Consider the following 13,810-nt stretch of genomic DNA (forward strand, 5'->3'; position numbering starts at 1 on the left):
CCTACGCGGCCTCTCCTGCAACACCGGCCATCAGCAGGCCAAGTTCTTTTTCATCTGTTTCATTGGGCAGGCGTTCACCCATGATATGCCCGTCAAACATCACTGCGATCCGGTCGGACAGCGAGAAGATCTCTTCCAACTCGACCGAAACCAGAAGGATCGCCTTGCCTTGGTCGCGCAGGGCCACGATCTGCTTGTGAATGAATTCGATTGCCCCGATATCAACGCCTCGTGTCGGCTGGCCGACCAGCAGCAGGTCAGGGTTTCGCTCGATTTCGCGGGCAACGACGATTTTCTGTTGGTTCCCACCCGAAAAGCTTTTGGCGGCAAGCCAAGGGTCTGGTGGCCGGACATCAAATTTCTCGATCTTGGCTTCGGTGTCAGCGCGCAGAGCGGAGTTGTCCATAAAGATGCCGTGTTTATAGGCCGGGTCGCGGTGATAGCCGAAGGCCACGTTTTCCCACGCGTGGAAATCCATAATCAAACCTTCGCGCTGACGGTCTTCGGGCACATGCGCGATGCGCTGTGCACGACGCGCCTGACCGTCTGATCCGGCACCGCTTAGGGCCAGCGGTTCGCCGTTCAGCTTGATCGAGCCTTGTCCCGGACGCATCCCGCCCAGAACCTCCAGCAACTCCGACTGTCCATTGCCCGCCACACCGGCAATGCCGACGATCTCACCGGCACGCACGGTCAGGTCGATGCCTTTTACCCGTTCAACTCCGGCGGAATCAAAAACACTCAGCTTTTCGATCTCAAGAATGGGTTTGCCCGGTGTCGCAGGCACCTTGTCGACTTGCAGCAAAACCTTGCGGCCTACCATCAGCTCGGCCAGTTCTTCCGGGCTGGTGTCCGAAGTTTTCACCGTAGCTGTCATCTGCCCACGGCGCATGACCGAAACGGTATCGGTGTTTTCCATGATTTCGCGCAGCTTGTGGGTGATCACAATGATCGTTTTCCCTTCGGCCCGCAGACGATCCAGGATACGGAACAGCTGGTCAGCTTCAGCCGGGGTCAGAACACCAGTCGGTTCATCCAGAATCAGAATCTCGGCCTTGCGATACAAAGCCTTCAAAATCTCGACGCGCTGCTGCATCCCCACACCGATCTCATCAATGCGTTTGTCGGGGTCAACGAACAGTTCGTATTCTTCTTCCAATTCTTTCAGTTCTTTACGCGCCTTGGCCAGAGACGGAGCCAGAAGGCCGCCATCTTCAGCACCCAGAACGATGTTTTCCAGAACCGTGAAATTCTCCACCAGCTTGAAATGCTGAAACACCATCCCGATGCCCGAGGCGATAGCCGCCTGGCTGTCAGGGATTTCGGTCTTTGTCCCGTTGATCCAAATTTCACCTTTGTCGGCTTTGTAAAAGCCGTAGAGGATGCTCATCAGCGTGGATTTGCCCGCACCGTTTTCACCGATAATCCCATGGATCGTACCGGGGGCGACGCTGATTGAGATGTCTTTGTTGGCCTGAACCGGCCCAAAGGATTTGGAAATCCCTTTGAGCTCAATGGCGGGGACGGTCATGTCTTACCCTCAACTGCCGAAAAGCCCATCCGGCAGGTGGCACGGATGGCAGAGTGGATGGCAGGGCGGAAGGGTTCCTTCCGCCCCGCGCGGTATCAGAACTGCAGTGCGGGGCAGCTGTCGTTCTCGTAATAGCTGACAACGGTGATATCGCCGTTGATGATGGCTTTGCGGGCTTCTTCCACCGCATCGTTCATTTGGGCCGAAACAAGTTCTTTGTTGTTATCGTCCATGGCGACGCCAACACCTTCCTCGGCCAGACCCATTGTGAACACGCCGGTTTCTACGGCGTCACCTGCTTTCATCGCGTCATACACCGCGACGTCCACACGCTTCAGCATCGACGTCAGGACCTTGCCCGGATGCAGGTGGTTCTGGTTGCTGTCCACGCCGATCGACAGGATGCCTTCGTCAGCTGCCGTTTGCAGAACGCCTACACCTGTACCACCAGCTGCGGCATAGATCACGTCAGCACCCTGGCTGATCTGTGCTTTTGTAAGTTCCGAACCTTTTACAGGATCGTTCCACGCCGCAGGGGTGGTGCCGGTCATGTTGGCGACAACATTGATGTCCGGGTTCACGGCTTTGGCGCCTTGTGCGTATCCGCAGCCAAAGTGGCGGATCAGTGGAATGTCCATACCGCCGATAAAGCCAACGGTGCCCGATTTCGATGCCATCGCTGCCATCATGCCAACCAGGTACGATCCTTCATGCTCGGCAAAGCCGATCTGGCGGATGTTGGGGATGTCCAGCCAGTTCACGTCGACAGCCACGAATTTGGTTTCAGGATAGTCGCCTGCAACGGCCGACAATGGATCAGCCATACCAAAGCCCATGGTGATGATCGGGTTTGCACCTGATTCTGCGAAACGGCGCAGAGCCTGTTCGCGCTGTGCTTCCGACTGGATCTCGATCTCGCGGTATTCGCCGCCGGTCTCATCGGCCCAACGCTGCGCGCCATTATATGCGGCTTCGTTGAAAGATTTGTCGAACTTGCCGCCCAGGTCAAAGATCAGCGCCGGTTCAGCGAAAGCTGCACCTGCGGTCAGAGCGACAGCAGCGGCAGCACCCATCAAGGATTTCATCAGGGTCATTTAAGTCTCCCATTTTTTTGTTGGCACGAGGTCAGATTAGCCCCGTTTACCCACTTTTAGCGAGCATAAGTGTTGTGATGGCGGGAATTAAGGACGTTTGCAACCGTCATGGTCAATTGATTTCTGACCAAATGGTCTAAAAAATCTTTGGTTGCCGTTAGGGCAGTGCGCGTTCCATCACAAGAGCATCGATATTTGGGCCTGTTTTTCTGGAATAATAACCTTTGCGCCGACCGCACTGGCGATACCCGCATCGCCCGTACAGCGCGATTGCTGCAACATTGTCGGCAGCCACGTCCAGAAATGCGCGGTTTGCCTGCAAAGTGACTGCCCGGTCGTGCCAGATGCGCATGGTCTGAAACCCGAGACCTTGTCTTTGAAACGTGGGGTGAGTCGCAATCGTCAGTAACTCTGCCTCACCCGCGATCACCTGAAAAAGGGCAAAGCAGCGGGCATTTCCAACGTAATCAGTGAACCGGTTTTCCATAAGGCCGGCGAATTCATCGGCAGTCCATGGGCGTGACTGGGTGAATGCCGCTGCATGTGTCGCTGCCATCTCGTAAGGCGTCATTGGTCCAGTAACACAGGCGGCACATCTCGGGATGGGGCCGCGTCCGCAGGTCTGACATATAGCGGGGCCGGAGGCGCACTGACGCTGTGCCATCGTTTTGCGGCAAGTCTGGCAACGGCTTGTATCTGCAATGCGGGGTCGGGGCAGACATACAATGGCCCATGCTTTTCGGCCTCGTCCAAAGGCAAAAGGCATGGGCCGGTTCCGGGAAGTTGTACATATACCTGTTCGCGCGGCGCAGGGATGGCTGGAAGTTGCCCCGCTTCTGCCAGTTCAATCAGAGCATCGAACCCAGAAACGCCCACCGCCGGGACGCCAAGGCCTAAGGCAAGGCCCCGGGCGGCAGAGACCGAGATGCGTATACCCGTGAAATTACCGGGCCCAATCCCAACACCGATAGCGTCCAGATCGGCCCATACGCAACCGGCCTCGGTCAGCACTTCTTGCAGCAAGGGCATCAATCGTTCGGCTTGACCCCGCGACATGCCTTCGACACGGGATACTGCGATCACACCGCCACGCAACAAAGCGGCCGCGCAATGCGCGGCCGATGTATCAAATGCCAGGATCGTCGGGTCAGACGGCAACTGGGCGAACCTCAGTCACTTCGGGGATGTAATGGCGTAGCAGGTTTTCGATACCCATCTTCAGTGTCAGGGTTGATGACGGGCACCCCGCGCAGGCACCTTGCATGTGCAGGTAGACGATGCCGCGATCAAAACCATGAAAGGTGATGTCGCCACCATCCTGTGCTACGGCCGGGCGCACGCGGCTGTCCAGCAGGTCTTTGATCTGATTGACGATCTCTGCATCTTCTCCGGTATGTTCGGCATGACCTGAGGCCGCTGCCGCGTCGGCACCCATGACGGGTTGGCCGGATTGATAGTGCTCCATCACTGCGCCAAGAATTGCAGGTTTGATGTGATCCCACTGAACATTGTCGGATTTGGTCACAGTGACAAAATCGTTTCCAAAGAACACACCGGTCACGCCGTTTACGGCAAAGATTCGTTTGGCCAATGGGGACTTGTCACCAGCCTCGGCTGTCGGGAAATCCGCGGTTCCAGCCTCAAGAACCGTTTGGCCGGGCAGAAATTTCAACGTGGCCGGGTTTGGGGTGGATTCGGTCTGGATGAACATGAGGCAGCTCCGTCTGAGGTGTTTCTGATATGCGCTCAGGGGTCGGAGAAGTCAATATTTGGAACGATTCTAAATCGTGACCGCGTAACGAATCGCGTCATCCAGCCGGTCATCTCCCCAAAACAGCTCTGTCCCAGCCACAAAACTCGGCGCACCAAACAGGCCAAGTGCTTTTGCGCGCGCAGATTGCTCGAACAGCGCAGCCTTGATGCTCGGATCTTTTGCGCGATTCATCACTGCCGTAGGCAGACCTGCCCTCTTCAGGCAATCCTCAAGCACACCTTCGTCAGAGATGTTCTTCCCGTCCCCGAATTCAGCGCTGAAAACAGCCTTTGCAAAGGCAGCCCGTTCTTCGCGATGCGCAAGGGCCAGAGCCAGGCGAGCTGCTGTGAGAGAGTTTTGCGGGAACGGGTCAGGCCGAACCAACGGCAGCCCGCGTGCGCCGCAAAGACGTTCCATGTCGCGCCACATATAGCGCCCTTTGGCCGGATAAAGGTTGAACGGCGACGTGCGCCATCCCTGATCCGCGAAAATCGGACCCAACAGAAAAGGCTGCCAGTCGACCGGGACGCCTTTGTCCTGCGCAGCCTGTTCGATCCGCATCGCGCTGAGATAGGAATAGGTCGAGGCGAAGTCGAACCAGAACTGCAACGTCTTCGCCATGTTCGATCCTCAGGTGATTTCTTCCAACTTTTCCTTGCTCAGGTCACCTGGAACAATCGTGATCGGGATCGGTAGGCTGCCAGAGTTTTTTGTGAGCTGGGTTACCAGCGGACCGGGGCCTTTCTTGTCAGTCCCCGCCCCAAGAACAAGAACGCCGATCTCAGGGTCAGACTGAACGTGTTCGATGATCTGCGGCACCGGATCACCTTCGCGAATGGCCAGTTCAGGTTCTACGTTCTGTTTGTCGCGCATCCATTTGGCGAAGACTTCGAAATGGGCATGGATACGTTCCCGGGCTTCTTCGCGCATGGTTTCGGCAACACCGATCCAGTGATTGAACTCGTCCGGCGGAATAACCGACAAGATCGTCACTCCGCCACCTGTATGCGCGGCACGCATCGCGGCGAACCGCATTGCGTTCAGGCATTCACGGCTGTCATCCAGAACAACTAAGAACTTACGCATGGGTGTCCTCTTCAATTTTAAGGGATCATGCCCGAGCGTTTGCGTGCTGGCAACTCGGACACGTTCATGTCGATGTACTAGCGTTCGCTTGCAGCCCAGTCCCAGTAAAGTGTGCGGGCACGGCGGGCAATGGGACCAACCTGAAACTGTGTGTCTTCCAGCGCAGTTACCGATGTGATCTTGCTCATATTGCCGGACATGAAAACCTCATCCGCCTGGTGAAAATCCTCGAAACCCAAGACCGTTTCATGAACTGTAACACCATCCTCGCGCAGATTCTTGATATGTCGCGCCCGCGTGATCCCTGCCAAAAATGTGCCGTTGGGGATCGGGGTAAAGACCTCGCCATCCTTGACCATGAAGATGTTGGCCGTTGCCGTTTCGGCCACATTGCCCATCGCGTCAGCGACCAGAGCGTTCGAGAATCCTTTGGAGCGTGCCTCTTGCAACATGCGCGCATTGTTGGGGTAAAGGCACCCGGCCTTGGCATTGACCACAGCCGATTCCAGTACCGGGCGACGGAATCGCGTGGTCGACAGCGTGGCCGAAGCCGTTTCTGGTGCCATTGGGATTTCTTCCAGACAGATGGCAAACCCTGTGCTGTTTTCCTGCGGAACGATTGCCGTGCTATCGCCGTCAATGCCCCAATACATCGGGCGGATATAGACAGCCGTGTCAGGGCTGTAGGCTTGCAACCCTTCATGTACCAATTCGACCATCTGCTCGGTTGTCATGGTCGGTGTCAGCATCAGGGCTTCGGCGGACCGGTTCACCCGAGCGCAATGCGCGTGCAGATCAGGGGCCAACCCGTCGAAATAACGGGCGCCGTCAAAGACCGAAGACCCTAGCCACGACCCGTGATCCGCTGCGCGCATGATGGGAGTATCCCCGTCATGCCATTGGCCTTGGAAATAGGTCCGGATGTTTTTGCCGGTTGCCATGACGCCCTCCTGTGGTTCAGGCAGACCCTAGGAGGGCGTCAGGCGAAGGTCCAGTGCATTCAGCGTGATGCCGATCCGACCATACCGACGATTTCATAGGTCTTTTGCAGGATCGGAGCGGCGATCTGGCGGGCGCGCTCGGCCCCATGAGCCAGAATCCGGTCAATCTCGGCCTGTTCTCCCATAAGACGCGACATCTCAGTCGAGATTGGGGCCAGCTTGGCGACTGCCAGATCAGCCAACATCGGTTTGAAATCACCGAACTGCTTGCCCCCAACTTCGGCCAGAACCTGCGCTATGCTCTGTTCGCTGAGTGCTGCGTAGATATTGACCAGATTGCGCGCTTCGGGGCGGCCCTCCAGACCTTCGACATCCGACGGCAAAGCGTTAGGGTCGGTCTTGGCCTTGCGGATTTTCTTGGCGATCGCATCGGCATCATCGGTCAGGTTGATCCGGCTCATGTCCGAGGGGTCGGAGGACGACATTTTGCGCGAACCGTCCCGCAGGTTCATCACGCGCGGGGCAGGGCCTCCAATCACGGGCTCAGTCACGGGAAAGAAGTCGACGCCGTAGTCGTGGTTGAACTTGATCGCGATATCGCGGGTCAATTCCAGGTGCTGCTTCTGGTCTTCACCCACAGGAACATGTGTCGCGTGGTAGACAAGAATATCGGCTGCCATCAGCGCAGGGTATGCAAACAGGCCAAGCGAGGCATTTTGCGCATTTTTGCCAGCCTTGTCCTTGAACTGCGTCATCCGTTGCATCCAGCCCATTCGGGCGACACAGTTGAAAATCCAGGCCAGCTGAGTGTGCTCGGGCACCTGGCTTTGGTTGAACAGGATTGATTTTTCTGGATCAAGACCCGCCGCGATAAAGCCCGCGCAAACCTCGCGTGTTTTTTCACGCAGACGATCCGGGTCCTGCCATACGGTGATGGCGTGCAAATCGACCATGCAATAGACGGTTTCGAATTCGGGGCCCTGCATATCGACAAATCGCTTGAGTGCACCAAGGTAGTTCCCTAGGTGCAGGTTTCCCGAAGGCTGGATGCCGGAAAACACGCGCGGCGTGAATTGGGACTCAGTCATCAAAGGGAACTCCTGTCTGGAAAAATCAGCCCCCGTCGCTTACCCATGAGGCAAAGGGACGTCAACTGCCGCGAAAGGCCAGCCCAATGAGCAGTGAACATTACACACCGCCTGTGAACCCTCTGCCACCTGCTGTGGTGGCGCTGGTTCTGTTCATCATCGGGATAGAAATTGCCTTCACGCTGGGATCACGCGGGCTGGTCGGAGGACCAGCAGCGGTGGGCTGGCGGCTGGATGCGATCCAGCATTATGCGTTTTCTGCGGATATTTTCGACTGGATGGTTCTGAACGGGCGCTGGCCATTCGAACATGTCATCCGCTTTGTTACCTATCCCTTTGTATCCGCCAATTTCACGCAGGCGATTTTCGTCTGTGTTTTCGTGCTGGCGATGGGCAAAATGGTTGGCGAAGTGTTCGGCGGTTTCCCGATGCTGCTGATTTTTGTCGTGTCGGGCATTGGCGGCGCATTAGTCTACGCTGCGTTACTGGACCCACGCTATCCGCTGATTGGAGGGTTCCCGCCGGTGTATGGTCTGATTGGCGCATTTACGTGGTTGTTGTGGCGCAAACTGTCACTTGTAGGTGCAAACCAAGCACGGGCATTTCAATTGATTGCCGTCCTTATGGGCATACAATTTCTTTTCGGCCTGATCTTTGGTGGCAACTGGGAATGGGTTGCTGATCTGGGTGGGTTTGCCACCGGTTTTGGCTTGTCTTTTCTTGTTGCACCGGGCGCGTGGTCACGGATCGTCGGACGCATTCGCCGGGATTGATCACGACCGGCGCAGGGCTTGCTTGAACTCCGACAGCTTGAAGGCGCCGAAGATATGGCCCAGAAGGAAATATGAGACGGCAGCGACCATGATCAGGACCAGCAATGCCAGATAGCGCCAGCCGGGAACATCCAAAGCCCACCCGAACAGGTAAAGCGCTGCGTATAAGATCGCGCCCATCCCAAGCGAAGCAGCCACAATCCGGCCTGCGCGCTTTCTGAACCGGACATCGAAGCGCGCCTCTTCACCCATTCGTCGTGCGCCAAGTGCCAGCAGAACGACCATCGCCCACCCGGCAGTCGATGCGGCAATTGCCGGCGCGATCCAGCCCACCAGTGGAAACAGACCAAACGCCAGAGCTGCGTTCACGATCATCGCAACAATCGCGTAGTGAAACGGGGAACGTGTATCCTCGCGCGCAAAAAACAGTGGTTGCAGCAATTTTTGCAACATGAAGGCCGGAAGCCCGACCCCGTAGATGGCAACCGCAAGGGCCGTGGCGGCCGTGTCCTCGGGGCCGAACTGGCCGCGTTCGAACAGCACCGACACGAGGGGGGTTGGCATAACCACGAAGGCCACAGTCGAAGGCAGCGTCAGCAGCAATGTGAACTCACCGGCCCGGGAAAAGGCATTGCGTGCGCCTTCTTTGTCATCCGCGCGCAAGCGGCGGGACAGGTCCGGCAACAAGACTATGCCGACAGCAATGCCTACCACTCCCAAAGGCAACTGGTAGAGCCTGTCTGCGGCAAACAACCAACTGACGGCCTTTTCGGTTTTCGATGCAACCAATTGCCCGACAACCAGATTGACCTGTGTGACCCCCATCGCCAGCGCGGCCGGGACCGCGATACGTACCATCCGCCGCATTTCGGGCGTCAGACGCGGCAGGCTGGGGCGAATGCGGATGTTGGCGCGTTCGGTTGCAACCCAGACCAACGCCAGTTGCGCGACACCGGCGACCGGAATGACTGAGATCAACCACCGGATCACCTCGCCGCCGGACATGGCACCTGCGATCAGGGCGGTGCAGGCGAAAATGTTCAGCAGAACAGGTGCGGCTGCCGCCGCTGCGAACCGCCCGGTTGCATTCAGAACACCTGAAAACAAGGCAGCCAGAGACATGAACAGGATATATGGAAATACAACATATCCATAGTCCACCGCCAGATCGAACCGTTCATCGCCATAAAACCCTTCGGCGGTCAGCCACACCAGACCGGGCATGAAAACCATGGCCAGCCCGACCAGCGCAAGAACAGCCACGGCCAAAAGATTGAACGCGTCCTGCGCAAAACCCTGAGGGTCTTCGTCTGCTTCCAGTCGTTTGGAAAACATCGGCACAAAGGCCGCGTTAAATGCCCCCTCGGCGAAAAAGCGGCGGAACATGTTGGGCAGGCGAAAGGCTGCAACAAAAGCATCCATCACTGGGCCCGGTCCGATATAGGCCGTCAGCAGTATTTCCCGTAGAAACCCCAGAATTCGGCTGGCGAGCGTCCAGAAGCCGACCGTGAACAGGCCCGAGAACAAGCGTATTTGCTTCATGAGGCCGCACGCTCGGCGCCTTCGGTGATTGCCGTGCGCAACTTGGCCTCAAGCCCGCGCTGCTTGCTTTCCGAGTAATATTTCAAGCCAAACATGTCCTTGACGTAGAACGTATCGACCACCTGTTCGCCATAGGTCGCGATCACGGCATTGGCGATATACACGTTCGCCGCGGCCAGGGTCCGGGTCAGATCAAACAGCAGGCCGGGGCGGTCGCGTGTGTCCACCTCGATGATCGTGTAGATTTCAGAACCCTCATTATCGAATGTGATATGCGTTGGTACGTTGAAAGCGCGTTCGCGTTTTTTGATTTTGTCACGCGACTTCAGCGCTTCCTTGGCGACGACTTCACCGCGTAGGGTCTTGTGAATCATCTGCGTCAGGCGTGGAAGGCGTGATGCCTCGAACGGGTGCCCTTCGGCATCCTGAATCCAGAATGCGTCCGTCACGTAACCGTCTTTGGTGGTATAGCTGCGGGCATCGACGACATTCGCGCCGACCAGGGCCAGTGCCCCGGCGATGCGGGCAAAAATACCGGGGTGATCGCCCATCGCAAAACAGGCCCGCGTCGCATCCCGGTCTTCATCAGGTTGCAGGCGAATTTCCATCGCGCCGGGATCGCCGCTTTGTTCCAGCGCGTGCAGCATCTCGGCAAACTCGATATGCGTCGCAAGATTCAGGCCCTGCCAATAAGGGGCGTAGTGGCGCCCGGTCTCGACCTTGAGGTCAGCTTTGGACCAGTTGTCCAAAGCACGGCGCAGCGCTGTTTTGGCTTCGGCCCCCCGGTTTGCCCGGTTCAGGTCTTCCATACCGGTTTCCAGTGCACGCTTTGTTTCAGCATGCAGGGCGCGCAGCAAGGTGGCCTTCCAGTTGTTCCAGGTGGTCGGGCCAACACCGCGAATGTCACAAACCGTCAGAACCGTCAGCAGATCAAGCCGCTTGGTTGTCTGAACGGCCTTGGCAAAATCGCGCACCGTCCGAGGGTCGGAGATATCGCGTTTTTGGGCCATATCGGACATTAGCAAGTGATAGCGCACCAGCCATTCGACGGTTTCGGAGTCCGATTTGTTCAGGCCGAGCCGAGGCGCCACCTTGCGCGCGATCTGCGCCCCCAGAATCGAGTGATCTTCGGGGCGACCTTTCGCAATGTCATGAAGAAGAAGCGCGACATACAGCACCTTTCGGTTCACCCCGCCTTTCAGAATCGATGACGCCAGAGGCAGGGATTCGACCAGCTCTCCGCGTTCGATCTGGGCAAGATTGACGATGCATTGGATCGTATGCTCGTCCACCGTATAGCTGTGATACATATTGAACTGCATCATCGCCACGATATGCTCGAACTCGGGCAGGAAAGCGGACAGTACGCCCAGCTCGTTCATCCTTCGCAATGCGCGTTCTGGGTTGCCGTGTTTCAACATCAGATCCAGGAAAATGCGCTGGGCTTCCTTGTCGCCGCGCATCTCGTCATCGATCAGATGTAGGTTCGCGCTGACCAGCCGCATAGCATCGGGATGGATCAGCATACCTGTCCGCAAACCTTCTTCGAACAGGCGCAGCAGGTTCACTTTGTCGGATAGAAATTTTTCAGGTTCCACCAGATCCAGACGGCCGTGAACCACCTTGTAACCTGCCTTGACCCGTCGACGTCTGCGGAAAATGCGCTCCAGCAACGGCGCACCTTTCATATGCAGCGATTCGAGTTTGGTCAGGAAGATGCGCGTCAACTCACCCACGCGGGTGGCTTCGCGGAAATACCGCTGCATGAACACTTCGACTGCGCGACGCCCGGCACGGTCCTCGTACCCCATGCGTGCGGCGACCTCGACCTGCATGTCAAAGGTAAGCTGCTCGGTCGCGCGACCGGTGACCAGATGCAGGTGCGAGCGCACAGCCCAAAGGAATTCTTCGGCCTGAACAAAGGTCTTGAACTCTTCGGGGGTGAACAAGCCCAAAGGCACCAGTTCGGCCACGTCCTGAACGCCATAGATATATTTCGCGATCCAGTAGAGGGATTGCAAATCGCGCAAGCCGCCTTTGCCTTCTTTCACGTTGGGTTCGACCATGTAACGCTCGCCTTGTTTGTGGTGGCGTTCATCACGTTCGTGCAACTTGGCTTCAATAAACTCGCGTTCGGTTCCCTTGAACAGTTCGTCTTTCAGCCGTCGGTCCAACCCGTCCGCCAGTGCCTTGTCACCGGCCAGATAGCGTTGCTCCAACATCGCTGTGCGGATCGTGAAATCCTCGGCACCCAACCGCAGACAATCTTTGATCGTGCGTGACGAATGCCCGACCTTAAGCCGCAAATCCCACAGGATATAAAGCATCGACTCGATGACGCTCTCGGCCCATGCGGTGATCTTGTAGGGGGTGAGGAACAGCAGATCGACGTCGGAAAACGGCGCCATTTCCCCGCGCCCGTAACCGCCAACAGCCAGAACGGCGATCTTTTCTCCTTGGGTGGGCGTTGCAAGCGGATGCAGGCGTGCGCTTGAGACCAGCATCGCCGTCCCAACCAGTTGATCCGTCAGGTATGTATATGAGCGCGTGAGTGCGCGCGCGTCGAAAGGACGTTCGCCAAATGCCTCTGCAATGGCCGCGCGGCCGGCCTTTTGAGCCTCGCGCAGAATGCGCACCGTCTCGGACCGCATTTTGGTGTTGTCCGGGCAGACCTCAAAGGCCTGAGCCAGCGCATCATTGACGGCAGTGCTGTCGAAAATGTCCCCGGCGGGGCAGATCAACGCGCTTTCGGGCACGTTGATCGCGCCCGTCAGATCAGAAACCGGCACCAGAGAAGCTTTGTGGGGCAGGGTCAATCACAACCACCTGTTTGTTCTGGATCGTGGCAACGGCCAGACCGCGTTCGTTGGTGCCGTCCGGGCGTAGGCGGAAGATGCCGCCAACACCCTGGAAACCGGCGTTCTGTGTCAGGGCCGAAGCGGTCAGGGCGTCAGATTTGCCCTGGCTGACCAAGGCACCAATTGCGGCGATGCCGTCATAGGCCAAGCCGCTGATCGGGTGCGGTGCTTCGCCGTAGGTTGCGTTGTAACGCTGACGGTAGGCTTGTGCCTTAGACGGGTCAGGCAACGCAAACCACCCCCCCTGAACCCCAGGAAGCTCCAGAGTTTGCGGAGGGATATCCCAACGTGTCAGGCCAATGAATTGCGTGGTTGCCGGAGAAACACCGGCCTCTGGCAGCAATTGCGAGAACAGCGGCAATGCCCCCGCCGTGGTCGCCGTCAGAAAGATCGAATCCGCGCCCGTCGAATCGACGGTGGCCTTGATCGTGGGAACCGCATTGATGACGCCCTGTTGCGACCGGTCGTATGCGACGGTCCCTGCATTGTTGACCCGACTGTTCGCTATGGCATTGGCGATTGCGGACCGGCCCAACTGTCCTGCGGCGTCGTTGCTGTGCACGACCACCGTGTTGACCTTGCCCTGACTGCCCGCATAATTCACCAGCCGGTTGGCCGTGTTGTCAAAGGTCGGGCCCAATACAAAGACGTTGCCGCCTGCAATGCTGGCGTTGTTTGAAAACGAAAGAACGTTGACGTTCTTGCTCAGCACCGCCAACCCGGCAGCATTTGCTGCCTGGGCATATACCGGACCAATGATGATTTTTGCTCCGTCCGCGACAGCCTGCTGTGCAACGGCCGTCGCCGTGTTCGGGTTTCCGGCCGTGTCATAAACGCGTAAGTCGATCTGGACATTCGGCAAATCCGACATCGCAAGACGCGCGGCATTCTCAAGGCTTTGCGCCAGCGCTGCATCACCAGATTGCGCAGATCCTCTGGGAACCAGCAAGGCGACAGGAACCGGTTTCGAGGTATTGATCGATGGACCTCCGCCAAGACCACTCGGTTCACAGGCAGCAAGAAACGCTGCGGTCGTCAGGGTAGCGGCGACTTTCGCCAGCTTGCTTACGGGCTTGCAAACGGTAAACATCTAAATGAAAACTCCCTGATCCGACGGCTGCGAATGCTTCTGTTCTGATGAGCC

13 protein-coding genes are annotated in these 13,810 nt (G+C 57.4%); 1 reads left to right on the top strand and 12 read right to left on the bottom strand.

Annotation, left to right across the window (positions count from 1 at the left end; all coding sequences use genetic code 11):
* Nucleotide 1 precedes the first annotated feature (1 nt).
* From ACR0AP_RS10745 to trpS, 9 genes are all read right to left on the bottom strand, one after another.
* A complete protein-coding gene (locus tag ACR0AP_RS10745; RefSeq protein ID WP_480506751.1) occupies nt 2–1,531 on the bottom strand; it encodes an ABC transporter ATP-binding protein in 1,530 nt (509 codons plus the stop codon).
* Between the two features lie 95 nt (nt 1,532–1,626).
* On the bottom strand, nt 1,627–2,625 hold the full coding sequence (locus ACR0AP_RS10750; protein ID WP_480483186.1) for a BMP family lipoprotein: 999 nt from the start codon (nt 2,623–2,625) through the stop codon (nt 1,627–1,629).
* A 157-nt stretch (nt 2,626–2,782) separates the two neighbouring features.
* Complete coding sequence (locus ACR0AP_RS10755; RefSeq protein ID WP_480506752.1) at nt 2,783–3,196, bottom strand: GNAT family N-acetyltransferase; 414 nt, start codon at nt 3,194–3,196, stop codon at nt 2,783–2,785.
* Nucleotides 3,193–3,783: a tRNA (adenosine(37)-N6)-threonylcarbamoyltransferase complex dimerization subunit type 1 TsaB gene (gene tsaB / locus ACR0AP_RS10760; protein WP_480506753.1), complete on the bottom strand. Its 591-nt coding sequence runs from the start codon at nt 3,781–3,783 to the stop codon at nt 3,193–3,195. Before tsaB ends, ACR0AP_RS10755 begins: the two co-directional genes overlap by 4 nt.
* Nucleotides 3,773–4,336, bottom strand: a complete 564-nt coding sequence (locus ACR0AP_RS10765; RefSeq protein WP_480483192.1) for a NifU family protein — start codon at nt 4,334–4,336, stop codon at nt 3,773–3,775. Before ACR0AP_RS10765 ends, tsaB begins: the two co-directional genes overlap by 11 nt.
* A gap of 69 nt (nt 4,337–4,405) precedes the next feature.
* Nucleotides 4,406–4,999 carry a DsbA family protein gene (locus ACR0AP_RS10770; protein ID WP_480506754.1) on the bottom strand — a complete coding sequence of 198 codons (594 nt, stop codon included), beginning with the start codon at nt 4,997–4,999 and terminating at the stop codon, nt 4,406–4,408.
* 9 nt (nt 5,000–5,008) lie between these two features.
* Complete coding sequence (locus tag ACR0AP_RS10775; RefSeq protein ID WP_267366250.1) at nt 5,009–5,464, bottom strand: universal stress protein; 456 nt, start codon at nt 5,462–5,464, stop codon at nt 5,009–5,011.
* 77 nt (nt 5,465–5,541) lie between these two features.
* Nucleotides 5,542–6,405 carry a branched-chain amino acid aminotransferase gene (locus tag ACR0AP_RS10780; RefSeq protein ID WP_480486675.1) on the bottom strand — a complete coding sequence of 288 codons (864 nt, stop codon included), beginning with the start codon at nt 6,403–6,405 and terminating at the stop codon, nt 5,542–5,544.
* A gap of 59 nt (nt 6,406–6,464) precedes the next feature.
* Nucleotides 6,465–7,493, bottom strand: coding sequence for a tryptophan--tRNA ligase (trpS, locus tag ACR0AP_RS10785; protein WP_480486677.1), 1,029 nt, complete (start codon nt 7,491–7,493; stop codon nt 6,465–6,467).
* A gap of 86 nt (nt 7,494–7,579) precedes the next feature.
* On the opposite strand from trpS, the gene ACR0AP_RS10790 reads away from it, so the two are divergent.
* Nucleotides 7,580–8,266, top strand: a complete 687-nt coding sequence (locus tag ACR0AP_RS10790) for a rhomboid family intramembrane serine protease (protein ID WP_480506755.1) — start codon at nt 7,580–7,582, stop codon at nt 8,264–8,266.
* Here ACR0AP_RS10790 and murJ read toward each other — a convergent pair whose 3' ends face one another.
* From murJ to ACR0AP_RS10805, 3 genes are read right to left on the bottom strand one after another with little or no spacing between them, the layout of a single operon-like run.
* Nucleotides 8,267–9,808 (bottom strand): murein biosynthesis integral membrane protein MurJ, encoded by a 1,542-nt coding sequence (gene murJ, locus ACR0AP_RS10795; protein WP_480506756.1) that lies wholly within the window; start codon nt 9,806–9,808, stop codon nt 8,267–8,269.
* On the bottom strand, nt 9,805–12,624 hold the full coding sequence (locus ACR0AP_RS10800; RefSeq protein WP_480506757.1) for a [protein-PII] uridylyltransferase: 2,820 nt from the start codon (nt 12,622–12,624) through the stop codon (nt 9,805–9,807). The genes murJ and ACR0AP_RS10800 overlap by 4 nt, the downstream gene beginning before the upstream one ends.
* Nucleotides 12,584–13,756 carry a penicillin-binding protein activator gene (locus ACR0AP_RS10805; protein ID WP_480506758.1) on the bottom strand — a complete coding sequence of 391 codons (1,173 nt, stop codon included), beginning with the start codon at nt 13,754–13,756 and terminating at the stop codon, nt 12,584–12,586. Before ACR0AP_RS10805 ends, ACR0AP_RS10800 begins: the two co-directional genes overlap by 41 nt.
* Between the last annotated feature and the right edge of the window lie 54 nt (nt 13,757–13,810).

The sequence above is a fragment of the Ruegeria sp. AF7 genome (assembly GCF_056541885.1).

Coding starts and splice junctions, on each gene's coding strand:
- ACR0AP_RS10745 (WP_480506751.1), bottom strand. CDS start 1,531: ATGACCGTCCCCGCCATTGAGCTCAAAGGGATTTCCAAATCCTTTGGG.
- ACR0AP_RS10750 (WP_480483186.1), bottom strand. CDS start 2,625: ATGACCCTGATGAAATCCTTGATGGGTGCTGCCGCTGCTGTCGCTCTG.
- ACR0AP_RS10755 (WP_480506752.1), bottom strand. CDS start 3,196: ATGACGCCTTACGAGATGGCAGCGACACATGCAGCGGCATTCACCCAG.
- ACR0AP_RS10765 (WP_480483192.1), bottom strand. CDS start 4,336: ATGTTCATCCAGACCGAATCCACCCCAAACCCGGCCACGTTGAAATTT.
- ACR0AP_RS10770 (WP_480506754.1), bottom strand. CDS start 4,999: ATGGCGAAGACGTTGCAGTTCTGGTTCGACTTCGCCTCGACCTATTCC.
- ACR0AP_RS10775 (WP_267366250.1), bottom strand. CDS start 5,464: ATGCGTAAGTTCTTAGTTGTTCTGGATGACAGCCGTGAATGCCTGAAC.
- ACR0AP_RS10780 (WP_480486675.1), bottom strand. CDS start 6,405: ATGGCAACCGGCAAAAACATCCGGACCTATTTCCAAGGCCAATGGCAT.
- trpS (WP_480486677.1), bottom strand. CDS start 7,493: ATGACTGAGTCCCAATTCACGCCGCGCGTGTTTTCCGGCATCCAGCCT.
- ACR0AP_RS10790 (WP_480506755.1), top strand. CDS start 7,580: ATGAGCAGTGAACATTACACACCGCCTGTGAACCCTCTGCCACCTGCT.
- murJ (WP_480506756.1), bottom strand. CDS start 9,808: ATGAAGCAAATACGCTTGTTCTCGGGCCTGTTCACGGTCGGCTTCTGG.
- ACR0AP_RS10805 (WP_480506758.1), bottom strand. CDS start 13,756: ATGTTTACCGTTTGCAAGCCCGTAAGCAAGCTGGCGAAAGTCGCCGCT.